13 protein-coding genes and 1 pseudogene are annotated in these 17,383 nt (G+C 52.1%); 8 read left to right on the top strand and 6 right to left on the bottom strand.

What is annotated here, in order from left to right; translation table 11 throughout:
- Positions 1-39 precede the first annotated feature (39 nt).
- Positions 40-1,551: a Na+/H+ antiporter NhaC family protein gene (locus tag ABWV79_RS12365; RefSeq protein WP_170724473.1), complete on the top strand. Its 1,512-nt coding sequence runs from the start codon at positions 40-42 to the stop codon at positions 1,549-1,551.
- Positions 1,552-1,936: 385 nt separating this feature from the next.
- On the opposite strand, the gene ABWV79_RS12360 is transcribed toward ABWV79_RS12365, so the two are convergent.
- Entirely contained in the window at positions 1,937-2,248 is a 312-nt protein-coding gene (locus ABWV79_RS12360; protein ID WP_353392269.1) for an antibiotic biosynthesis monooxygenase family protein, read from the bottom strand.
- Between the two features lie 257 nt (positions 2,249-2,505).
- On the opposite strand from ABWV79_RS12360, the gene ABWV79_RS12355 reads away from it, so the two are divergent.
- Together ABWV79_RS12355 and ABWV79_RS12350 are read left to right on the top strand one after the other, a co-directional pair.
- The gene (locus ABWV79_RS12355; protein WP_170788791.1) at positions 2,506-4,164 is read left to right on the top strand and encodes an amidohydrolase; all 1,659 of its coding nucleotides are present in this window, start codon (positions 2,506-2,508) and stop codon (positions 4,162-4,164) included.
- Positions 4,157-5,227 (top strand): CobW family GTP-binding protein, encoded by a 1,071-nt coding sequence (locus tag ABWV79_RS12350; protein ID WP_170788790.1) that lies wholly within the window; start codon positions 4,157-4,159, stop codon positions 5,225-5,227. Before ABWV79_RS12355 ends, ABWV79_RS12350 begins: the two co-directional genes overlap by 8 nt.
- A gap of 197 nt (positions 5,228-5,424) precedes the next feature.
- Here ABWV79_RS12350 and ABWV79_RS12345 read toward each other — a convergent pair.
- The 3 genes and pseudogenes from ABWV79_RS12345 to ABWV79_RS12335 all read right to left on the bottom strand — a co-directional run.
- Positions 5,425-6,114 (bottom strand): annotated as a pseudogene (locus ABWV79_RS12345) (transposase); the annotation flags it as partial.
- Complete coding sequence (locus ABWV79_RS12340) at positions 6,057-6,500, bottom strand: tyrosine-type recombinase/integrase (RefSeq protein ID WP_353392390.1); 444 nt, start codon at positions 6,498-6,500, stop codon at positions 6,057-6,059. The pseudogene ABWV79_RS12345 and the gene ABWV79_RS12340, both read right to left, overlap by 58 nt.
- Positions 6,501-8,261: 1,761 nt before the next feature.
- Positions 8,262-9,269, bottom strand: coding sequence for an LLM class flavin-dependent oxidoreductase (locus ABWV79_RS12335; protein WP_353392266.1), 1,008 nt, complete (start codon positions 9,267-9,269; stop codon positions 8,262-8,264).
- A 101-nt stretch (positions 9,270-9,370) separates the two neighbouring features.
- On the opposite strand from ABWV79_RS12335, the gene ABWV79_RS12330 reads away from it, so the two are divergent.
- The 5 genes from ABWV79_RS12330 to ABWV79_RS12310 all read left to right on the top strand — a co-directional run bounded on the left by ABWV79_RS12330 (position 9,371) and on the right by ABWV79_RS12310 (position 14,726).
- The gene (locus ABWV79_RS12330; protein WP_353392264.1) at positions 9,371-9,988 is read left to right on the top strand and encodes a helix-turn-helix domain-containing protein; all 618 of its coding nucleotides are present in this window, start codon (positions 9,371-9,373) and stop codon (positions 9,986-9,988) included.
- A gap of 177 nt (positions 9,989-10,165) precedes the next feature.
- Positions 10,166-11,371, top strand: coding sequence for a YcaO-like family protein (locus ABWV79_RS12325; RefSeq protein ID WP_353392262.1), 1,206 nt, complete (start codon positions 10,166-10,168; stop codon positions 11,369-11,371).
- Positions 11,368-12,681: a TfuA-like protein gene (locus tag ABWV79_RS12320; RefSeq protein ID WP_353392260.1), complete on the top strand. Its 1,314-nt coding sequence runs from the start codon at positions 11,368-11,370 to the stop codon at positions 12,679-12,681. Before ABWV79_RS12325 ends, ABWV79_RS12320 begins: the two co-directional genes overlap by 4 nt.
- A gap of 31 nt (positions 12,682-12,712) precedes the next feature.
- On the top strand, positions 12,713-14,014 hold the full coding sequence (locus ABWV79_RS12315; RefSeq protein WP_353392258.1) for a gluzincin family metallopeptidase: 1,302 nt from the start codon (positions 12,713-12,715) through the stop codon (positions 14,012-14,014).
- 139 nt (positions 14,015-14,153) lie between these two features.
- Entirely contained in the window at positions 14,154-14,726 is a 573-nt protein-coding gene (locus tag ABWV79_RS12310; RefSeq protein ID WP_170355087.1) for a pentapeptide repeat-containing protein, read from the top strand.
- Positions 14,727-14,780: 54 nt separating this feature from the next.
- On the opposite strand, the gene ABWV79_RS12305 is transcribed toward ABWV79_RS12310, so the two are convergent.
- The gene (locus ABWV79_RS12305) at positions 14,781-16,526 is read right to left on the bottom strand and encodes an adenylate/guanylate cyclase domain-containing protein (RefSeq protein WP_353392255.1); all 1,746 of its coding nucleotides are present in this window, start codon (positions 16,524-16,526) and stop codon (positions 14,781-14,783) included.
- Between the two features lie 110 nt (positions 16,527-16,636).
- Complete coding sequence (locus ABWV79_RS12300) at positions 16,637-17,287, bottom strand: GNAT family N-acetyltransferase (RefSeq protein ID WP_353392253.1); 651 nt, start codon at positions 17,285-17,287, stop codon at positions 16,637-16,639.
- Between the last annotated feature and the right edge of the window lie 96 nt (positions 17,288-17,383).

Raw genomic sequence — 17,383 nt, 5'->3', positions numbered from 1 at the left:
AATTGAACCTTAAAATAATCGGCTCAGGGGATTGATGTTATGAACGATGAAGTGGAATCTCGCGCTACCAGTTCTTTGATCGCCTCGCTCGTAACCGTCGGTGGAATGGTGTCACTGATATTCGCATCAGTTTTGCTGTTCGGTGAAAAAGCCGAAGATGGTCCATTACAGATTGCCATGACGCTTGGTCTCACACTTGCACTTGTGATCGCCATCACGACTGGCAATTCCGCCGAAGACCTCGCGGCGGTCATGTCCGATAGTATCAATTCAGCTCTGGGAACAATTTTTGTGCTGATTGCGGTGGGTGCTCTAATTGGAGCACTTTTTATGTCTGGGACGATTGCTTCAGTGATTTATTTCGGAGCTCAATACGGTTCGCCGCGCTTTCTGTACATAATCGTCTTTGTGGTCGCATCTGGTCTTTCGTATGCAATTGGAAGTTCATTCACCACGATAGCCGCTGTGGGTTTGCCGTTTGTAGCTCTCGCACCAGCTATGCATGTTTCTCCACTGGTCACAGCAGCCGCTGCCGTTTGTGGAGCGTTTACGGGGGACAGCCTAGGTCGAATTTCGGATACCTTCATTCTCACGGCATCGGTGGTGGGTGCCGAAGCTAAGGACCACGCACGCGCGCTACGTACTGTCCTTGCGCCTGGCTGGATTGCTAGCGCAGTGCTTTTCCTTTTTCTTGGTTGGCGACACGGTATGTCTGACAACTATGACAGTGCTCAAATACTCCAGGCTATTGAAGAGCATTTTACCGTGTCTTTCATCTCATTCTTGCCACTCATCTTGGTTCTCGTGCTGTCGGCGCGGACGACCGCGTTCTTGTCGCTAATGGCAGGAGCAATAACTGCGGCAGTACTCGCTGCATTTACACAGCAGGATCTGATTGACGCGTTAATGATCGACGAGGGCCTTGGAACGTTAGGAGGCTGGGGTAAGCTTTCACTTGAAGTATTGGGCAACGGTTTTTCACTAAACAGCGGGAGTGAAACACTCGACTCCACATTCGTAGGCGGTGGCGTTGTGTCCATGTTGCCGACTATTTGGTTGATACTCGTTGCGGCTGCATTTGGAGCGCTGGTCGAGTTTTCCGGGATGCTTAGGCGCTTGCTTGCTCCGCTGCTGGCATGGGCCACTGGAGGCGCACGTCTGATTGTCGCTACAGCAGTAACTGGAATTGGCTTGAACGCGGCTACGGCAGATCCTTACATGTCGATAATACTAAATTCAGCGACCTATCGAGAACGCTATATAAAGGCTCGTCTGGAACCATATGTCGCCTCAGCAGCAATAGCGGGATCAGGGTCCATTTTTTCACCATTGATTCCGTGGAACGTTCATGGCGCCTTTGTGGCGGGCACAATGGGCATAGGCGTTCTTTCGATAGCGCCTTACGCCGTCCTGCTCTGGATCACACCCGTCGTTTTGATTGGTATTGGAATTACAAAGTTCAAGCGGGATGAAATCCCAGATTCCGTGACCGCGGAAGAGTCCTATGGTTCCGAACCCAGCGAACTACCGCAGCGGCGAACCTCAACTTAGAGGGCCGAAAATTTTCCGTCTTGGGGTCGCTTTCTGGAACGCGTTGAAACTTTGGCGACTATGCGGCTAACTGCATGATTAAAAAACTTTTCATACAAATGCATATGTGAGATGCCAATGAAAAATGGACTTATGCTATCTGAGAAGGGCAGGGCGGTATCAGTCAAAGCTCTCTCAAGCCAATAAATGATTGGAGCTAAAAACAAAAAACCCGCCGGGTGTGACGGGGTGCCGGCCAGTGGCGAAATTGTGCATCGGTTCAAACCATCGAAAGAGCCAGCATCGCTGCCCGGCGGCGCAGTCTTACAAATGACGCACTAAAAACGGAGTCCTGCGTCTGCCCTCAGGCGCAGGGAAAAGCCAAGAAGCAAAAGCGATTTTGTTGCTATTTTTGTGCGACGGTGTGCAGACTGTCGAACATGAGTGTATGCATGTCAGTCGCTTCGTAACCTTTTTCTGTTAGGAAGCCGAGGGCGTCCACATTTTGCTTGTCACGAATGGGGCTTGCGACCCATTGCTCGTAGGCGGCTTTATCCGTCCAGTTGCACATAACGCAAAGCTGCCCATCGCCTTCATGCGACACCATCAACTCGCCGTGGCGAAAGCCTGGAATGGCATCGGCGCATTCCTCGATAATGTTGCGGTGAATGAATGCTTCTGCGGTTTGCTTTGCCTTCTCCGCAGGCACTTTTATCATGAGAAGTGTCCAAAACGACATTTTAGAATTCTTGTTTCCATAATCACGAGGGATAAGCCCGAAGTGGCTCATAAGAATCTGTGTCCAGTCTCATACACGATGCTGACACGGATCCTCCCACTCACGTAACTCAAAATGCTTATTTTTCGTTTTAGGCGAGGATTGCGGTTGTGTGCATTGTCCGACTCTCCACAATTTACTTTGATTGCCCGATCCCGAGCATTAACCTTGTTATGGAGATATTTTAGGAGTTTGGGATGACCAAGGAAAAAGTCACGGTTTTCATCGCTAAGAAATTTCGCACGATGGACCCGGGCCGACCTGAGGCTGATGCCGTCGCGGTTTTGAACGGCCGTATCCTTTCGCTCGGAACGATAGATCAGATGCAGCCTTGGCTGTCGCGCTACGACGTGACGGTCGATGAAACTCTGAAAGACAAAATCGTCTTGCCAGGCTTGATCGAGCCGCATTCGCATTGCTGGATGTCCGCAGGCTTCATGGCGGTCGACTACATCGGGCCGCTGCCTTGGCCGGGACGCGAGGGCATGAACCCTGCGCATCCGCACTTTGACGATGTGATCGAATATCTTGGCGAACTCCACGAGACGAAAAAGGAAGGTGAACCCATCATCGCATGGGGCTTTGACCCTGCGAACCAAGGCGGGTCGATTGATCGTGACACGCTCGACAAGATCACGGCCACGCGGCCCATTTACATTTTGGGTTTTGCACCGCATTTCGCCTATCTGAACTCAGCTGCCATCGAAATGGCCAACGTGGCGGATGGTGCAAACCCGACCCACATTTTGCAGTATCCGGACGGGCGCTTGAACGGCGTTTTCACGGAGGTGGAAGGTGTTTCGATTGGCATCGCCCCGATCATGCCAATTATCGCCCAATTGGGTGGCGTGGACGGCTTGAAGTTTTTTGGTCAAATTGCTCTAAAGGCAGGCATTACGACAGTCGCCGACCTTATGTTCGGCGTGATGAACATTGACGCCGAACTGAATGACCACGAAACTGCAACAGAAGACCCGAACCTGCCTATCCGCTTCTGTCTGAAACCGCATGCCATGTCCTTTGTGGGGGCGCATGGGGACAAGGCATCGGACGTTGTTTGGGAGCTCGCCAAGCACGAAAAGGACAACCTGTTTATTGGCGGTGTTAAATTCCTGAGCGACGGGTCGTTCCCACTCATGGGAGCGCTGTTGAACTTTCCCGGCTACCTGGACGGTGGAAATGGTTTCCCGGGCGACGCCACTTATGAAGGCATGGTGCCGTTTTGGAAAGGTGGCCACCAGATCCACTGCCATGCCAATGGCGATCAGGCGGTAGACTTTACTTTGGACTTACTTGCTCGATTACAGGCAGAACATCCTCGGTTCGATCATCGGTTTACCATCGAGCACTATGCCATGAGCAACCCGATGCAGGCGCGCCGCCTTAAGGCCCTAGGCGGTAACGCCAGTGTGAACAATTACTTCTCGCATTTCCGCGCTCTCCTGCATTCTGAAAATGCCTATGGCCCAGACCGCGCGCAGACCGAAGCCCGCCTTGGAAGTTTGGAAAAAGAGGGCGTGATTTTTGCGCTGCACTCCGATTACCCGCAGGTCGTCGTGCCAATGCATCCTTTGACTGCCGTGTATGCAGCCGTCACTCGTCTGGCCGAAGACGAAAAGACAGTCGTCGCACCTGGCGAGCGGATCAGTGTGGAGCGGGCATTGCGCGCTGTTACTATTGATGCCGCCTACATTCTCAATCTCGAAAACGAAATTGGAAGCCTTGAAGTTGGCAAGTTCGCGGATTTTTGCGTCTTGGAGGAAGACCCGATGGAAGTCGAACCAGAGAAAATCAAAGACATTGGTATTTGGGGCACAGTCTTGGGTGGACGCGTTATTGAGGCGCCGAATGACTGAGCGCCCGCATGCTCAAAACACCGCGTCGCGGCATGATCAATTCATGCGAGCGCTTGACCAGAGGCAAACAATTGCTGGCTTGATCTTTGCCGCCATGTCGATGCCTCGCGAATTGGCGGCCCCTGCAAGGTCGCTGCCTTTAACAATCATCGGAGGATTTCTCGGCGCGGGGAAAACCACTCTACTCAATCGGTTACTGGCGGACCCGCAAGGCCGCAAAATCGTTGTTTTGGTGAACGACTTCGGCAAGATCAACATCGATGCGGAACTTATTGCCGAACAAACCGACGACACGATTACTTTGACCAACGGGTGCGCCTGTTGTGCTGTTGCGAGTGACCTGTCCAAATCACTCGTCGACATTGCCCAGCGTAGAGATCGCCCAGATGCCATCGTTCTGGAATGTAGCGGCATTTCCGAACCCGGCTCGATTGCTCAGATCGCGCTTGCAAATGAAGCGATCCGGCTTGACGGTATCATCACAGTTGTCGACGCGGAAACACTTGAAGCACGTGCGAGCGACCCTGCGACACGCGAATTATTCAACGCCCAACTCGTGTCAGCGGACATGATTTTGCTGAGCAAACTTGATTTGCTTTCCGATGAAAGCCGCGCTCGAGCAAAGTCGCGCGTCGGGGCTCTGTATGCGGATACGCCAATACTTGAGGCTATTGAAGGCCGGATACCGACAGATGTGGCGCTTGGCATTGACACAAAACAAGACGTCTCCGATTATGAATCCCCTGTGCCCGAAGCCGAACACGGTTTTGAAACCATCAGTGTGGAAACCAACGACGCGCTCGACGAAAAAGCTTTGCAGCAGTTCTTCTCTGATCTGCCTGATACGATACTCAGGGCAAAGGGATTTGTTTTCATTGCCCAAAAGCCGGATCAGCGTTTGATCTTCCAAAGAGTCGGTTCCAGATGGAGCATGCGAGAGGGCGACTGTTGGACAGAGACAGGTCCACACACGCGTCTGGTCTTTATAGGGCCGAAAGGACAAGTCTATGGCGACGCACTGCGCGGGGGTGTTCTTTCTTGCAAGGCGCAAAAAACAAGATAAGCGCTTCTACAAATGTCACTGTGCCCTTAATTCCCGGACAGTGTGTCCTGTGGATAAGTCGTGTGGGGATGATTTTGTCTAATTTAGTAGAGAACCCGACCAATCGATGACCGCTCTCAGCCCTGTACGTCGTCAGGGTTTTCCGGAGAATTTAGGCCGTTTTGTAACGGAGGCTCTGGTTCGGTTTCTGTTTGAGTTTAGGCAGCAGCGGCTTGGTGCTGCAACCTGCGTTTTCGGATTGTCTGCTTCTTGATCTCCTCTCTCCTCTTTAGGTTCTTCGCGCTGCGGCCGTGATAGACATCGGCGGGGGTTAGGTTGTCCCGGCTCTCGTGGTAGCGATGGTTGTTGTAGTGATCGACGAACGCCCCGATCTGGCGTTCCAGGTCGCCGGGCAGGAAGTAGTTTTCCAAAAGGACACGGTTCTTCATGGTCTGGTGCCAGCGTTCGATCTTGCCTTGGGTTTGCGGATGGTGCGGCGCACCACGAACATGATCCATGCCCTTGTCCTCAAGATAAACGGCAAGATCAGAGGCGACGTAAGACGAGCCATTGTCGCTGAGCAGCCGAGGTTTCTGAAGGATCGTCGCGTTGTTGCAGCCAGACGCCTCCAGCGCCAGTTCCAACGTGACGTCCACAGCCTTCATCGTCGTGCAGAGCTTCCAGGCGATGATGTAGCGGCTGTAATCGTCCAGGATTGTGCTGAGGTAGAACCAGCCCCAACCGATGACCTTCAGGTACGTGAAGTCGGTCTGCCAGAGTTCGTTCGGACGACTTGTTTTGTCCCGTAACTCATCGGCTGCGCAGATCACGACATGGGCCGGTGCCGTGATCAAATCCTCGGCGCTGAGAATGCGATACACGGATGATTCCGAGACGAAGTACCGCTTCGCATAGGGTGCGGCGTCAGTTTTCGAACTCCAGCTGCTCTGGAGGCGTCTCTGAACACATCGTCAATTGCGGTCTTGGACATGGGCATGCCATACATAGTGGGATCACGCGCCAAGTTGACAAACATGAAGGGGTTTGAGTTTCTACCGCTTTGAAAATCGATGTCGTCCCTCACATCCATCCATTCATCGAGGGTCTCGATCAGCAACGGCGACTCTTTCAAACTGATTTTCCGGTCGAAGGTCTTTGCGTTTGGCTGACGTTTCCTAGGGTCTTCTGGGTCGTTGTGGCGGCGAACGACCTCGATCAAATCATCTTCGCTCTTATAATCTTCGGTCTTCATTTGACCCAACTCGCCAGCGCGCAAACCAAGTTCGGTAAACATCAATAAAATTAGGTAGTTTCGTAGTGCACGAATTCGGTTCTTGGGCCAAACATCATACGGATTGCAGATCGCTAACCATAGGGAAAAGCGGTCAGCAGCTTCCTCATGATCGTATGCCTTGATCCGGCTTTGTGGCATACCTTTGCGTATCTTTCGATAGTAATGCGCATAACTCCCCGGCGCTGTGTGGTAGCCGCCGTCACTTAGCTTGATCGCTGGTTCCAAGAGTTGTTTGCGACGGCACAGTTTCTGTTTGGAAACTGGACTTGGCATTTTTTGAAGCAAGCGATTGCCATATTCGCCGAGCCACAGGAGGTATTCTTCAATACCTATCTGCCGTTGGATTATTGTGCCAGCTTGAACGCTTCGCTCTTCCAGACACCTGGTAAGAAACTTCTGCTCATTCATGGGCAAAACCCACGCCAGCTTACGCAAATCCTGGATTTGAAAATTCAGGAAGTAGTTTAAGTCTGCTACTTGCTCTAAGCTAAGGCATTCTCCGTCTAGCATGATGGTGTAAAGCTCGATACCTCGGTGAATTGCCCAAAGTTCAAGAATGGCGATGTGAGACAGTCGAGTGGAGATAGTATCAGGGGTGTAGTTGCGTTGACGTGTCTCGCTGACAACCCAAGCCCAAGGCCACAGAGCGATGCTGCCATCTTCCCGATAAATCGAAAATCGGGTTTCGCCAGCTCGAGTTTGAGTTTGTTTCACAGGTTGTCGGCCTAGTGTTGAAATGGGCTTCAAGGGTTTCTCCGAGGCAGTGGATGGTCTCCATACGATACTCGAATGGAGGTTAATCTTCAACTTTCTCGCGCTTGGTGCAGTCTTAAATATTTAGCAAGAACAAATGCTTATACTGTTCTTGGTCCCCAATGGATAGATGAGAGGACTGTTCTTGGTTTCAAGGATAAAAGAAGAGTGGAGAGGCAATGGTGCCCTACGAATGTCTATTCTTGGCGATGAGGGCGCTAAGATTTTTTTTGCCGGTCTAACGCGCTTTTGAGCATTGTCGGTGCCAGTTTTGACCAGCGCTGCGAATCACCGGAGATGTCCGCAACTGCAAATGATCGAAGGGAACAATCTCGACAGCCAAAGCAACTTGGAGGCGCGGATCCACGCGGCCTCACCAGGCTGCACATTTGCAACGATCATCGGCAACAACGCTTGTACCTGTCACGGTTTGATATTGTTGACCGGAGCCTTTCTCAACGGGCTTACCCATCATGTCAGAATTCTTGAGGTGAACGGTGACAGCTATAGCCTGACGCAAAGCAGGGCAAATCAGCTCAAAGACAACTCTTGAAATGGAATTTCGATTGGTCCTGACGGACCAAGGCACCTCGGCACACGCCAGCTATTTGGAGAGCGCGCGTGCCAAGGTGCCAGTCACTCTGAAATGGCCGGGTATTGCGCCTCTCAGTGGTCGGAAAACATACCGCCGTTGGCAGTCCAATAATAAAAACGTCGGAAGTAGTTGAGACCATCTGAGTCTCCGTCCGTGACTGTAAGTCAAATCTAGTCAGCAACGAGTACCTAACTAAGTGGCATCAAGTGCTGTCGGTCATTTTTGATCCCAGAACGTCCAATCTTGTAAGGCATTGTGATGATTTGTTTTTTGTAGGCGCTGCGTATGTGTATGTGGCCACATTTCGAAAGTTCCATCCGAAAAATACTTGTTCTGTAATCCCAAGTGATGAAGCAAGTCTTTCGAAGCGAGAACCTGACCTGATGAAAATATTTTTAATAATTTACAAAGGTTTAGGTGCTCGAAGCTCCCTCTGGAACGAAATGGTTGGCATATAAGTCGAACCAGTCCATATCCTCATCCTCGGAGGTCATGTCCTCGCCGACATCCAGATAACCATGCTTGGTCCATTCACCTTTCGGACGCGACCCGCCGAGGAATTCGTAATAGGCATTGATCGGGCCGCGGATGGTATTCACCGCTTCTTCCATGCTTTCACCGACATAAAAGGCCGTGCAGACACCGACGCCTTCGCCAAGTTTCACATCGCGCCCTTTACGCTTCGACAACGCCTGACGATAGGGTTCCCAACAGGCCAGCGTCGCCTTGGGGCCTGCCGCCATCGAGATCACACCCCAACCGCGCTCGCCAGCCAGCTTAAACGTTGGCGGAGCATTCGACATCAGCCAAACCGGCGGATGAGGGTTGGAGTAGGGGCGCGGATGCACATACATCGCTTTGTATTCGCCATCCTCGCCGTGATAACGCGGGTTCAGAGGGTCAAAGAACCGGTTGGTTTCTTTCCAGCCAGGAACCGGGAATTGATAGAACTCGCCGTGATGGGTGAACGCTTCGTTGGTCCAGGCTTTCAGGATGATCTCAAGGCTCTCCTGATACAGCCGCATGACCTTGGCATTGTCGCGCCGGTCCGCATTCTTGTTGAATTGGAGGGTCGAGCGTTCGTTGATGCCTTTGGCCACCCCGAAATCGAACCGGCCCAAAGTCATGTTATCCAGCATCGCCGCATCTTCGGCCACACGCAACGGATGCCAGTCAGGCAGGATGATAGGGGCTGTTCCAACCCGCAGTTTTCTGCAATGCGCAGCCACATGAGTGCCCATCTGGATCGGGTTGGGCGGCGCATTCATGTACCCGTTATGGGCAAAGTGATGCTCGGTAAACCATGCGGTTGTGAACCCTGCCTGCTCGGCCAGCGAACACTGTTCGAGGATCATTTCCAGCGTGCGCGCCCATGGAATCGTCTCGCCGGGGCTGAAATTGGCAATCAAATCAAAGCGCATAGCTTCCTCCCAGTTGATCGTGATTAGTTGAATTTCAGCTCTCTTTTCAACTAAGTTGAATTTCTCTCGAAAAATCAACAAAAATCTTTTATCTCGAATGCATGAAAAACGACTTTCCAGACACTGATGCCCAGCGACTGGGCAGTGAAATCCGCGAAGTACGCAAGGCGCGCGGACTGACCTTGAATGACTTGTCCGAGGCCGTATCCTGTTCGACCGCCTACCTGAGCCGGATCGAGCTTGGCTCGGCGAAGGTATCTGAAGACCTCCTGACAGAAATCAGCACGGCTCTGGAAGTGGATCCCGACTGGTTCTTTCCCAAACAATCAGGAGCAGGCTCGCTTGAACGCAAACATGTTGTCCGTGCAGAAAGCCGCCGCTCGTTGTCGGGCATGTACACGCGGACAACCGAAGAACTTGGTTTCGAGGATGAGCTTCTATCCAGCACTCTATCGGGGCAATGTTATCTGATCCTGTCCCGCTTTCGCCCGGGCGCGGGTACCCCGCCAGAGCCGTTGGAAGGATATTCATTTGAAGGTGAACAGCATGCGATTGTCTTGACCGGAGAAGTCGAGCTGCGTCTTGACAACGAAGTCATCGTCCTGCGCAAGGGCGACAGTTTTTCTTACCCCTCGATGATCGCACACCGGTTTCGCAATCGAACAGACAAAGAGGCCACCATGGTTTGGGCGATGCTTCCTGTAAGGATCAGCTGGTAAGGCCAAGCGCATGTTGGCCATCTGCGGTACAGATAACTATGGTTATGTTAAAAATCGTGACAACTCTGCTTGGCTCTACGTGTTAATGTTGACCGCTGATCTTTGATCAACCATCGTGTTTCATATTGATTTCAACATCATGTTAAACACCTGATTGGTTTGTTCTGGGTTCGTCTCATGTCCTTAAACTCACAGAAAAAATACATTTTGGACACGCATCGGGCGCGTGATCCTGAACAAACGCTCAGTTTGGTCAAGCCGCACCTGAAGGCGATGGGTATTACGCGAGTGGCCAACCTGACAGGTCTGGATCGAATAGGTTTGCCGACGGTTATGGTGACGCGACCAAACTCTCGGTCGGTTGCAGTGTCTTTAGGAAAAGGCTTGTCTCTTAGCGCGGCGCGGGCTTCAGGCGTCATGGAGGCGATCGAGTCCTGGCATGCAGAACAGATTCAACTTCCGCAGCGGTTGGCCCGTTACAATGATCTGATCCAGCGGGCCTTTATTATTGACATTGACGCCCTGCCCCGTGTGACCGGAGGGCGTTTCGATCCAGATCAAGCTATTATGTGGGTTCAGGGCCGTGACCTGAATACACAGTTAGACTGTTGGGTTCCTTTAGAGATGGTAGACACGGATTACACCAGTGCCCCAGTTGGAGGACATTGCGCTTTTCCAAGAACCACCAATGGGCTGGCGTCTGGAAATACGGTGACCGAAGCAAGTTGCCATGCAATCTGTGAAGTGATTGAGAGAGACGCGACAACCCTCTGGCATCATAGGGTAAAACCACATCGGATAGATGTCAGAACAATTGAAGACGACCGATGCCAACAGGCTCTGAACATGATCTCACATGCGGGGTTGGAGATTGGTCTTTGGGACACGACGTCTGATGTTGGCATCGCTTGTTTTCGCTGTGTGATATGCGAACCAGAAGGTAAGACCGGCCATATTGGCATCGGAGATGGGTGTCACCCGGATCGTTCGATTGCACTTTTGCGCGCGGTAACCGAAGCTGCGCAGACACGTCTGACCTATATCTCTGGGGCACGGGATGATTTGGATCCGTCAGAGTTTACTGATCAGGCAAAAATTGATCGGAGCGCTTTTGTACAGAGCTTGATCAAGGAAACCTCTCCGCTTCAGGATTTTACAGAGTGCGCCACCTACTCAACCGATTCATTTGACGAAGATATAGAGTTGTTACTGAACCGTTTGCGCGAGGTTGGACTTGCTCAAACAGTAGTCGTCAATCTGTCTCGCTCAGAATTGGATATCTCGGTTGTCAGGGCGATTATTCCCGGTCTTGAGGCCCCGCATGATGACCCCGATTATGTTCCGGGGCGCCGTGCGAACGCTGTTGGCGGTGCCCAGGCATGAGTGTCGTTGTATTTGTCGGCCCCACTCTGCCCCATGAAAGGATAGCAGAGTATTTGGAGGCCACGATACTCCCTCCGGTTCGGCAGGGGGATGTTTATCGGGCCGCGCGCGACCGACCAAATGCTATCGGGATTATCGACGGATATTTCGAAGGGGTGCCGTCGGTTTGGCACAAGGAAATTCTTTGGGCTATGGAGCAGGGTATACCAGTCTTCGGAAGCGCCAGTATGGGTGCGCTCAGGGCTGCAGAGCTGTCGGACATGGGAATGATCGGTGTCGGGCAGATTTTCGAAGACTACCGCGCGGATGTTTTGCAGGACGATGATGAAGTTGCCGTCCTGCATGGACCAGCAGAGCTTGGATATCCTGCGCTTAGTGTCCCGATGGTGTCGGTGCGTGCGACGGTGGCAAAGGCGGTGGCCGACGGGCTGGTGTCTTTGGCGAATGCTGATGAAATGCTAGGCGTGGCAAAAAGCATTCATTACCAGCAAAGAAGCTGGGAAAGTATCTGCCAGGCCCTCAGTCATCTTAAGGGTATCGCCGACTTCCAAGCTTGGGTGCAAACCGGGCAGGTCGATGCGAAGGCTGAGGACGCTTGTGCAATGCTTCGAAAGATGGCCGAACACTTTGCCAGATCTACCCCATCATTAGAAAACCCAATTCGAATGGAAAGGACGCTGGTTTGGAAGGGGTTGCGCGCCCGGGTTGATGTAGAAACAACCAACGGTCACGCGGTGTTGGATGAATTGCGCCTGAACCCTCAGCTTTTTTCCAGATTGCGCGAACGCGCCGCGCTAAGCCTATTGGCGCAGGAAGCGGATGTGCGTACTGGAAACTCGCTAGACCGAGACGCGGTCATGCACCAAATGTCGCTCCACCGGGCCAGCGCGGGTCTGCCACGTCATTCCGATTTAATGCAGTGGCTCGATGACAACGATCTAAGTCTTGATAGCTACGAGGCCATGCTGATCGATAATACCCGAATTGAAGGGGCGATTGCCGATAGAAAAAACCGGATTGAGGTTCAGCTCATTGCTGAACTATGCCGTGCCGGCCGTTATGCCGAGTTTCGCGACCGGGCAAGAGAAAAGGCGGCCTTATCCCTCTCGACCAGCCAAATGGCGAACGCCGAAAGGTTGTCGATGGTGTTGTGGTACTTTGAAACAATACTTGACCGGGACATACCGGATGATTTTGACTCATACGCAGTTTCATTGGGACTTCCCGATCGGGATGCCTTGTTCGATTTGATAGAAGCCGAGTTTTTATTTTGCCATAGGACCGATAGCTCGTCGCCTTCTGGCGCGTGACGGACCAGCGAACCAAGCGGGAGGGCGCATTATGAACTTACCCGAAGAAACGGAGAATGAGGAACCGGGCACTCGGTTTTTGCTTTTTCCACAGTCGCCTTTTCTCGAACCTGACGCGGAATTGGAACTGGTCGAGATATCTGCACCACAAGGCAGCATCGGTCCCGGACCTTCTGGTCCGCGTATGTACACGGTGAATCCGGTTGGTAAAATGACACCCTATGGTGCCATTGTTCCAGGTCCCAACGGGCCGGGCATGTACCTACCCCCGTGGGACGGATACATACAACCGCCCGCAATGCCAGATGAGCTGGGAAATTTCATCCATATCGACCCATCCGATCCGTCCTTCGAAGCTGCGCATCTTTTCGGTTCCGCTCATTTCACCATGGATGTGTGGCAAGGCTATTTCGACCGCCCCATCCCGTGGCATTTCGCGCGTGATTTCGACCGTTTGGAATTGTCTTTATTGCCCAGTCTCGACAATGCTCATATTGGGTGGGGCTTTCTGGAAACCGGTGGAACACATGAGCACGGTAACGAATACCGACCCTACAGTCTGAATTTCGATGTCGTGGCGCATGAAATTGGTCACGCCATAATTTATAGCGTGATTGGAATGCCAGCCGATGGCGACGCTTCGGGCGAGTATTACGGGTTTCATGAATCCGCTGCCGATCTGGTCGCGCTGTTGGCGTCTTTGCATTTTGGATCAGTTGTTGAAAAGCTGTTGGAAAACACTCGGGGCAATCTCTACACATTCAACCGATTGAACCGATTTGCAGAATTGTCCGAAAACGCGCAAATCAGAACGGCGGCTAATAACAGATCCCTCTCGGAATTTTCCTCGGGTTGGTACAGCGAACATGCCCTTTCTGAGCCGTTGACCGGAGCAATGTTCGACATTTTCGTCGACATCTATCACGAACGTCTTTTGCTACACGGTCTGATTTCACCTGAGGAAGAGGATCTGTCGGACCAATTGGAAGACTCGCCCGATTACAGCGCTGTCATGCAAAACGTTTTTGACAAGCGATACGCGGAAAACCCCGAGGGTTTCCGCGTTGCCCTACTTGAGGCGCGCGACTACTTGGGGACCTATTTAGCTGATACCTGGAGCCTATTGGATGCTGATACCCTCAGCTATTTTGGTGTCGAAAAAGCACTAGTTACTGTGGATCAGGAAATTACCGGCGGCGCATTCCGGCAAATAATCGAGGGTAATTTTCGGATGCGCGATATCGGTTTGACGACGGCAGGTCCGCGTTTGCCGAACCCAGACGAAGACAGTCATGCCAATTCGGTTCGAACTTTGGTGCCGGGTACAGAGTGAGTAAGTTCTTTTTTTTCAATTCAAATTATGGCATTCAGGAATAGGATGATTTTTTGGATTTGTTGGCCCGTCTATAATTTGGGTCGTGGTGGAGGGCGAGGTGGTTGGTGCATCTCGTCCGCAATTGGGAGATGAGTTTATGGCGGAGACATTACTCAGTTTTTCAGAAGTGTTGATTTACGGAAGAGTATTGGAAGACTTGAGCTATACGGCAAAGTCGAACAACGGCCAGGGCAACAACAAGCATCTGGAAAAGCAATTGGGCGATGAAGGAAACAACAAAGCACAATTCGCAAAAATTTATGGGTTTGCTTACGAAGGCACATATTATGACCTTCCCGAACCTGTGATTTTTCTAGTTCATGGTGACGGTAAGGAAGTTGCAAAAGCAAACGTTCCAGACGACAACGCATCACGGGCCCCGAAAAACCCGTCTATTGGTGGGGTTGCAGCCGCAGACTATCAGGTTGCTGATGACATACGTGTTTGGAACTACGACAAGTCCGATCAGACCATGCGCATGGATGTGATGGCTGGCCAGTTCGAGCAAGTCCTACTGGATATCTATTTCGGCTTCGATAGCCCGGCGATCAGTGGCGCAAAGGTATCTGGAGCCAAAGTGAGCGGGGCTAAGGTCAGCGGAGCCAAAGTATCAGGCGCAAAGGTCAGCGGCGCCAAAGTAAGTGGGGCCAAAGTCCGGGGCGGCGACTGAGGGTCGCTTACGATCAATGTAACGAGGGCGCGCTTGACGCGCCCTTTTTCTTATTCAGAACCCGGCCTTTTTCAATCCTTCGACAAAATGCTGGGTATCGTCTTCCAAACGGTCGGGCATAACCTTGGCCCACCGTTGCAAAGAAAAATTTGGATGCGCTTCACGGTGTTTGTCCGCAATCAACCGGGCCATCTCCATATTGCCCAACTGGGCGTGACTCGCTGCAAGCATTCGTTGACCTTCGGTTGGGTTGTTCATTTTGTTGACGGTTTCGATAACATCTTGGTAACGGCGTAGGTTGTAATATGCCCCGCCAAGGTGCCACAGATACTGATCCGGGAAGTACGGGTTCAGCCGCATTGCTTGTTGCAGATGGGTGATTGCTGTTTCGTTGTCGCCCGAATGCGCCAGCGCGTCGGCATAGTCCGAATGCATATCTGCATCATTTGGGTTGAGCGCCAAGGCGCGCTGGTATGACTGGATCGACGCATCGTGATCTTTGCGATACAGGTGGACATAACCCAGTTCGCCAAACCCACGCGCGTCAGTCGGGTCGAGCTCGATAGCACGTTGCGCAAATCTCAGAGCCTGATCCAACGCGGTGCTTGGGTCTTCGGTCCAAGAATACCGCCAGTCTATATTCAGTGTGCGCGACAGCGCTGCGGCCGCGCGGGCATACCCTTCGTCTCGTTCCAGTGCCGATTGATAGAAGCTTTGCGCCTTGCGATTGTCGTTTCGCGTATACTTGAAGATGTGATGCTGCCCCTGAAGAACCGAGCTGTACGCTTCGAGGTTGGATGGCATCGCCTGGATCATTCGCTGCTTTTCATGGGACTCGATCATCACGGCGGTCGCTGCAACGATGCACTCGGTCACCTCGTCCAATATGTCGAAAATATCGTCGATTCTGCGGTCGAACCGTTCCGCCCAAATCGTCCGTTCGGTGGTGGCGTCCACCAGTTCCGCCGAAATGCGAATTCGGCTGGCCGACCGGCGGACGCTGCCCCGCGCGATGTAGCGTACATTCAATCGCTGGGCGGCCTCTTTTGGAGGCATCGATTGTGCCTTGAAAAAGAAAGAGGAATTTCGCGCGATTATGAAAAGGTTCCGGAACTTTGACAGATTCATGATGATGTCGTCGGTCATGCCTTCGGCAATCCAACTGTCGGATTCATCTCCGCCTTGGCTGCCGAAGGGAAGCACCGCGACGGACGGAGTGTCCGGTCGTTCCAGAACCTGACTCGTGGGCGTTTCCGGGCGCATGGTGCCGGCCATTGTTGCGCCTGCAACTTCGCTGCGCACACAATAAGTCGAGACAGGATTGAGTATGTTTTTTAACTGCTTGGGGCCCAGGAATTCGTAGCCGTACCGCAGCCTGTTGCAGACTTGGTCATAGACTGCAGAGCTGACGTAAACACGCTCGGGTTCTGCAATTTCCTGCAACCGCGCCGCGATATTGACATTGTCGCCGTGAATGCCGCGATCGTCGATCAGAATTTCACCGAGATGAACGCCTGCGCGGAATTTGATTCGCTGATCATCTGTTCGAGTTTCGTTGTGTTGGCTTGCGATCCGATGCAGTTCGATGCCAAATTCAACTGCGCTTGTGGCCGTTTCAAACAAGGCAAGCAGCCCATCTCCACGTACTTCGACGACCCGCCCCTGATATTTTGCACAACATGTTTCAAGATGAGATAGTAACGATTTCAGAGCGTTATATGTGTCCAGCTCATTCTCGCTCATTAAGCGGGAATAGCCGACCACGTCGGCGAACAAAACAGCACCGAGCTTTTGCGTCATTGAAAAATTCGGACTAGAGGTATTCACAGGCAATACTCGTTTAATTGGTGCCAAATAGGCACCCGTTTCAACATATAGCAATTTTTAGTTTTTTCGACTGTCGGCTGTTTCTACCTTTCGTTGCCTGTTGCCAACCTGGGTGGCCATGACCAGTTTGATGATGCCGACACTCCCATTTCCACGACAGTATCCGTGGATAATTCCGAGGCGAGAACTTCTCTGTGCTGCATCCAGTCGTCCTTTAGGATGCCCACAACAATCATGTCGTGGAACTCTCCATCCGCAAACCACGCTTGCCGCATTGTGCCTTCGACCTGGCAGCCAATTCTACTGACAAGGTCACGGCTGGTGTGGTTGTCGGCGCGGTAATATGAAGTCAAGCGATTCAGGCCGAGTTGTCGGAACGCAAAGTCAACGATCATCGCGGTTGCTCGGATTCCAACTCCGTGTCGGCGTGCGGACTTGTGTACAAACATTGCAACGACCGCGTCGCGATTGATATTCGAAATCCCCTCGAGACCAGCCATGCCCAAGGCTTCTTCTTCCTCGGACTCAACAATGAACCAGCATTTGCAGCCGGAACCTTCAGATGTGAAGGCATCTTTCCAACTGTCTTCAGTCTGGAGGCGGTTTTGGGGAACGCGGGATGTTCGATCAAAAAGAGCGAGGTCTTCAATGTTTTGGAACCAAGGCGCGACGATTTCTACATCAGCCCTTTCCAACGGTCGAAGCCGAAACAGATTTTTCGATTTATCGGACACAGTAGCAATAACCTTTAACGTATAAAAACAACTATATCGGGAACAGTAGCACATTCCTTGCGCATTTTCTAAGTTTCATTGCGAAACTGGCCGCGA

Source organism: Ruegeria sp. HU-ET01832 (genome assembly GCF_040371315.1).
GTDB lineage: Bacteria > Pseudomonadota > Alphaproteobacteria > Rhodobacterales > Rhodobacteraceae > Ruegeria > Ruegeria lacuscaerulensis_A.
Note: the sequence above shows the minus strand (reverse complement) of the source record. Positions and strands in the feature narration are given on the sequence as shown.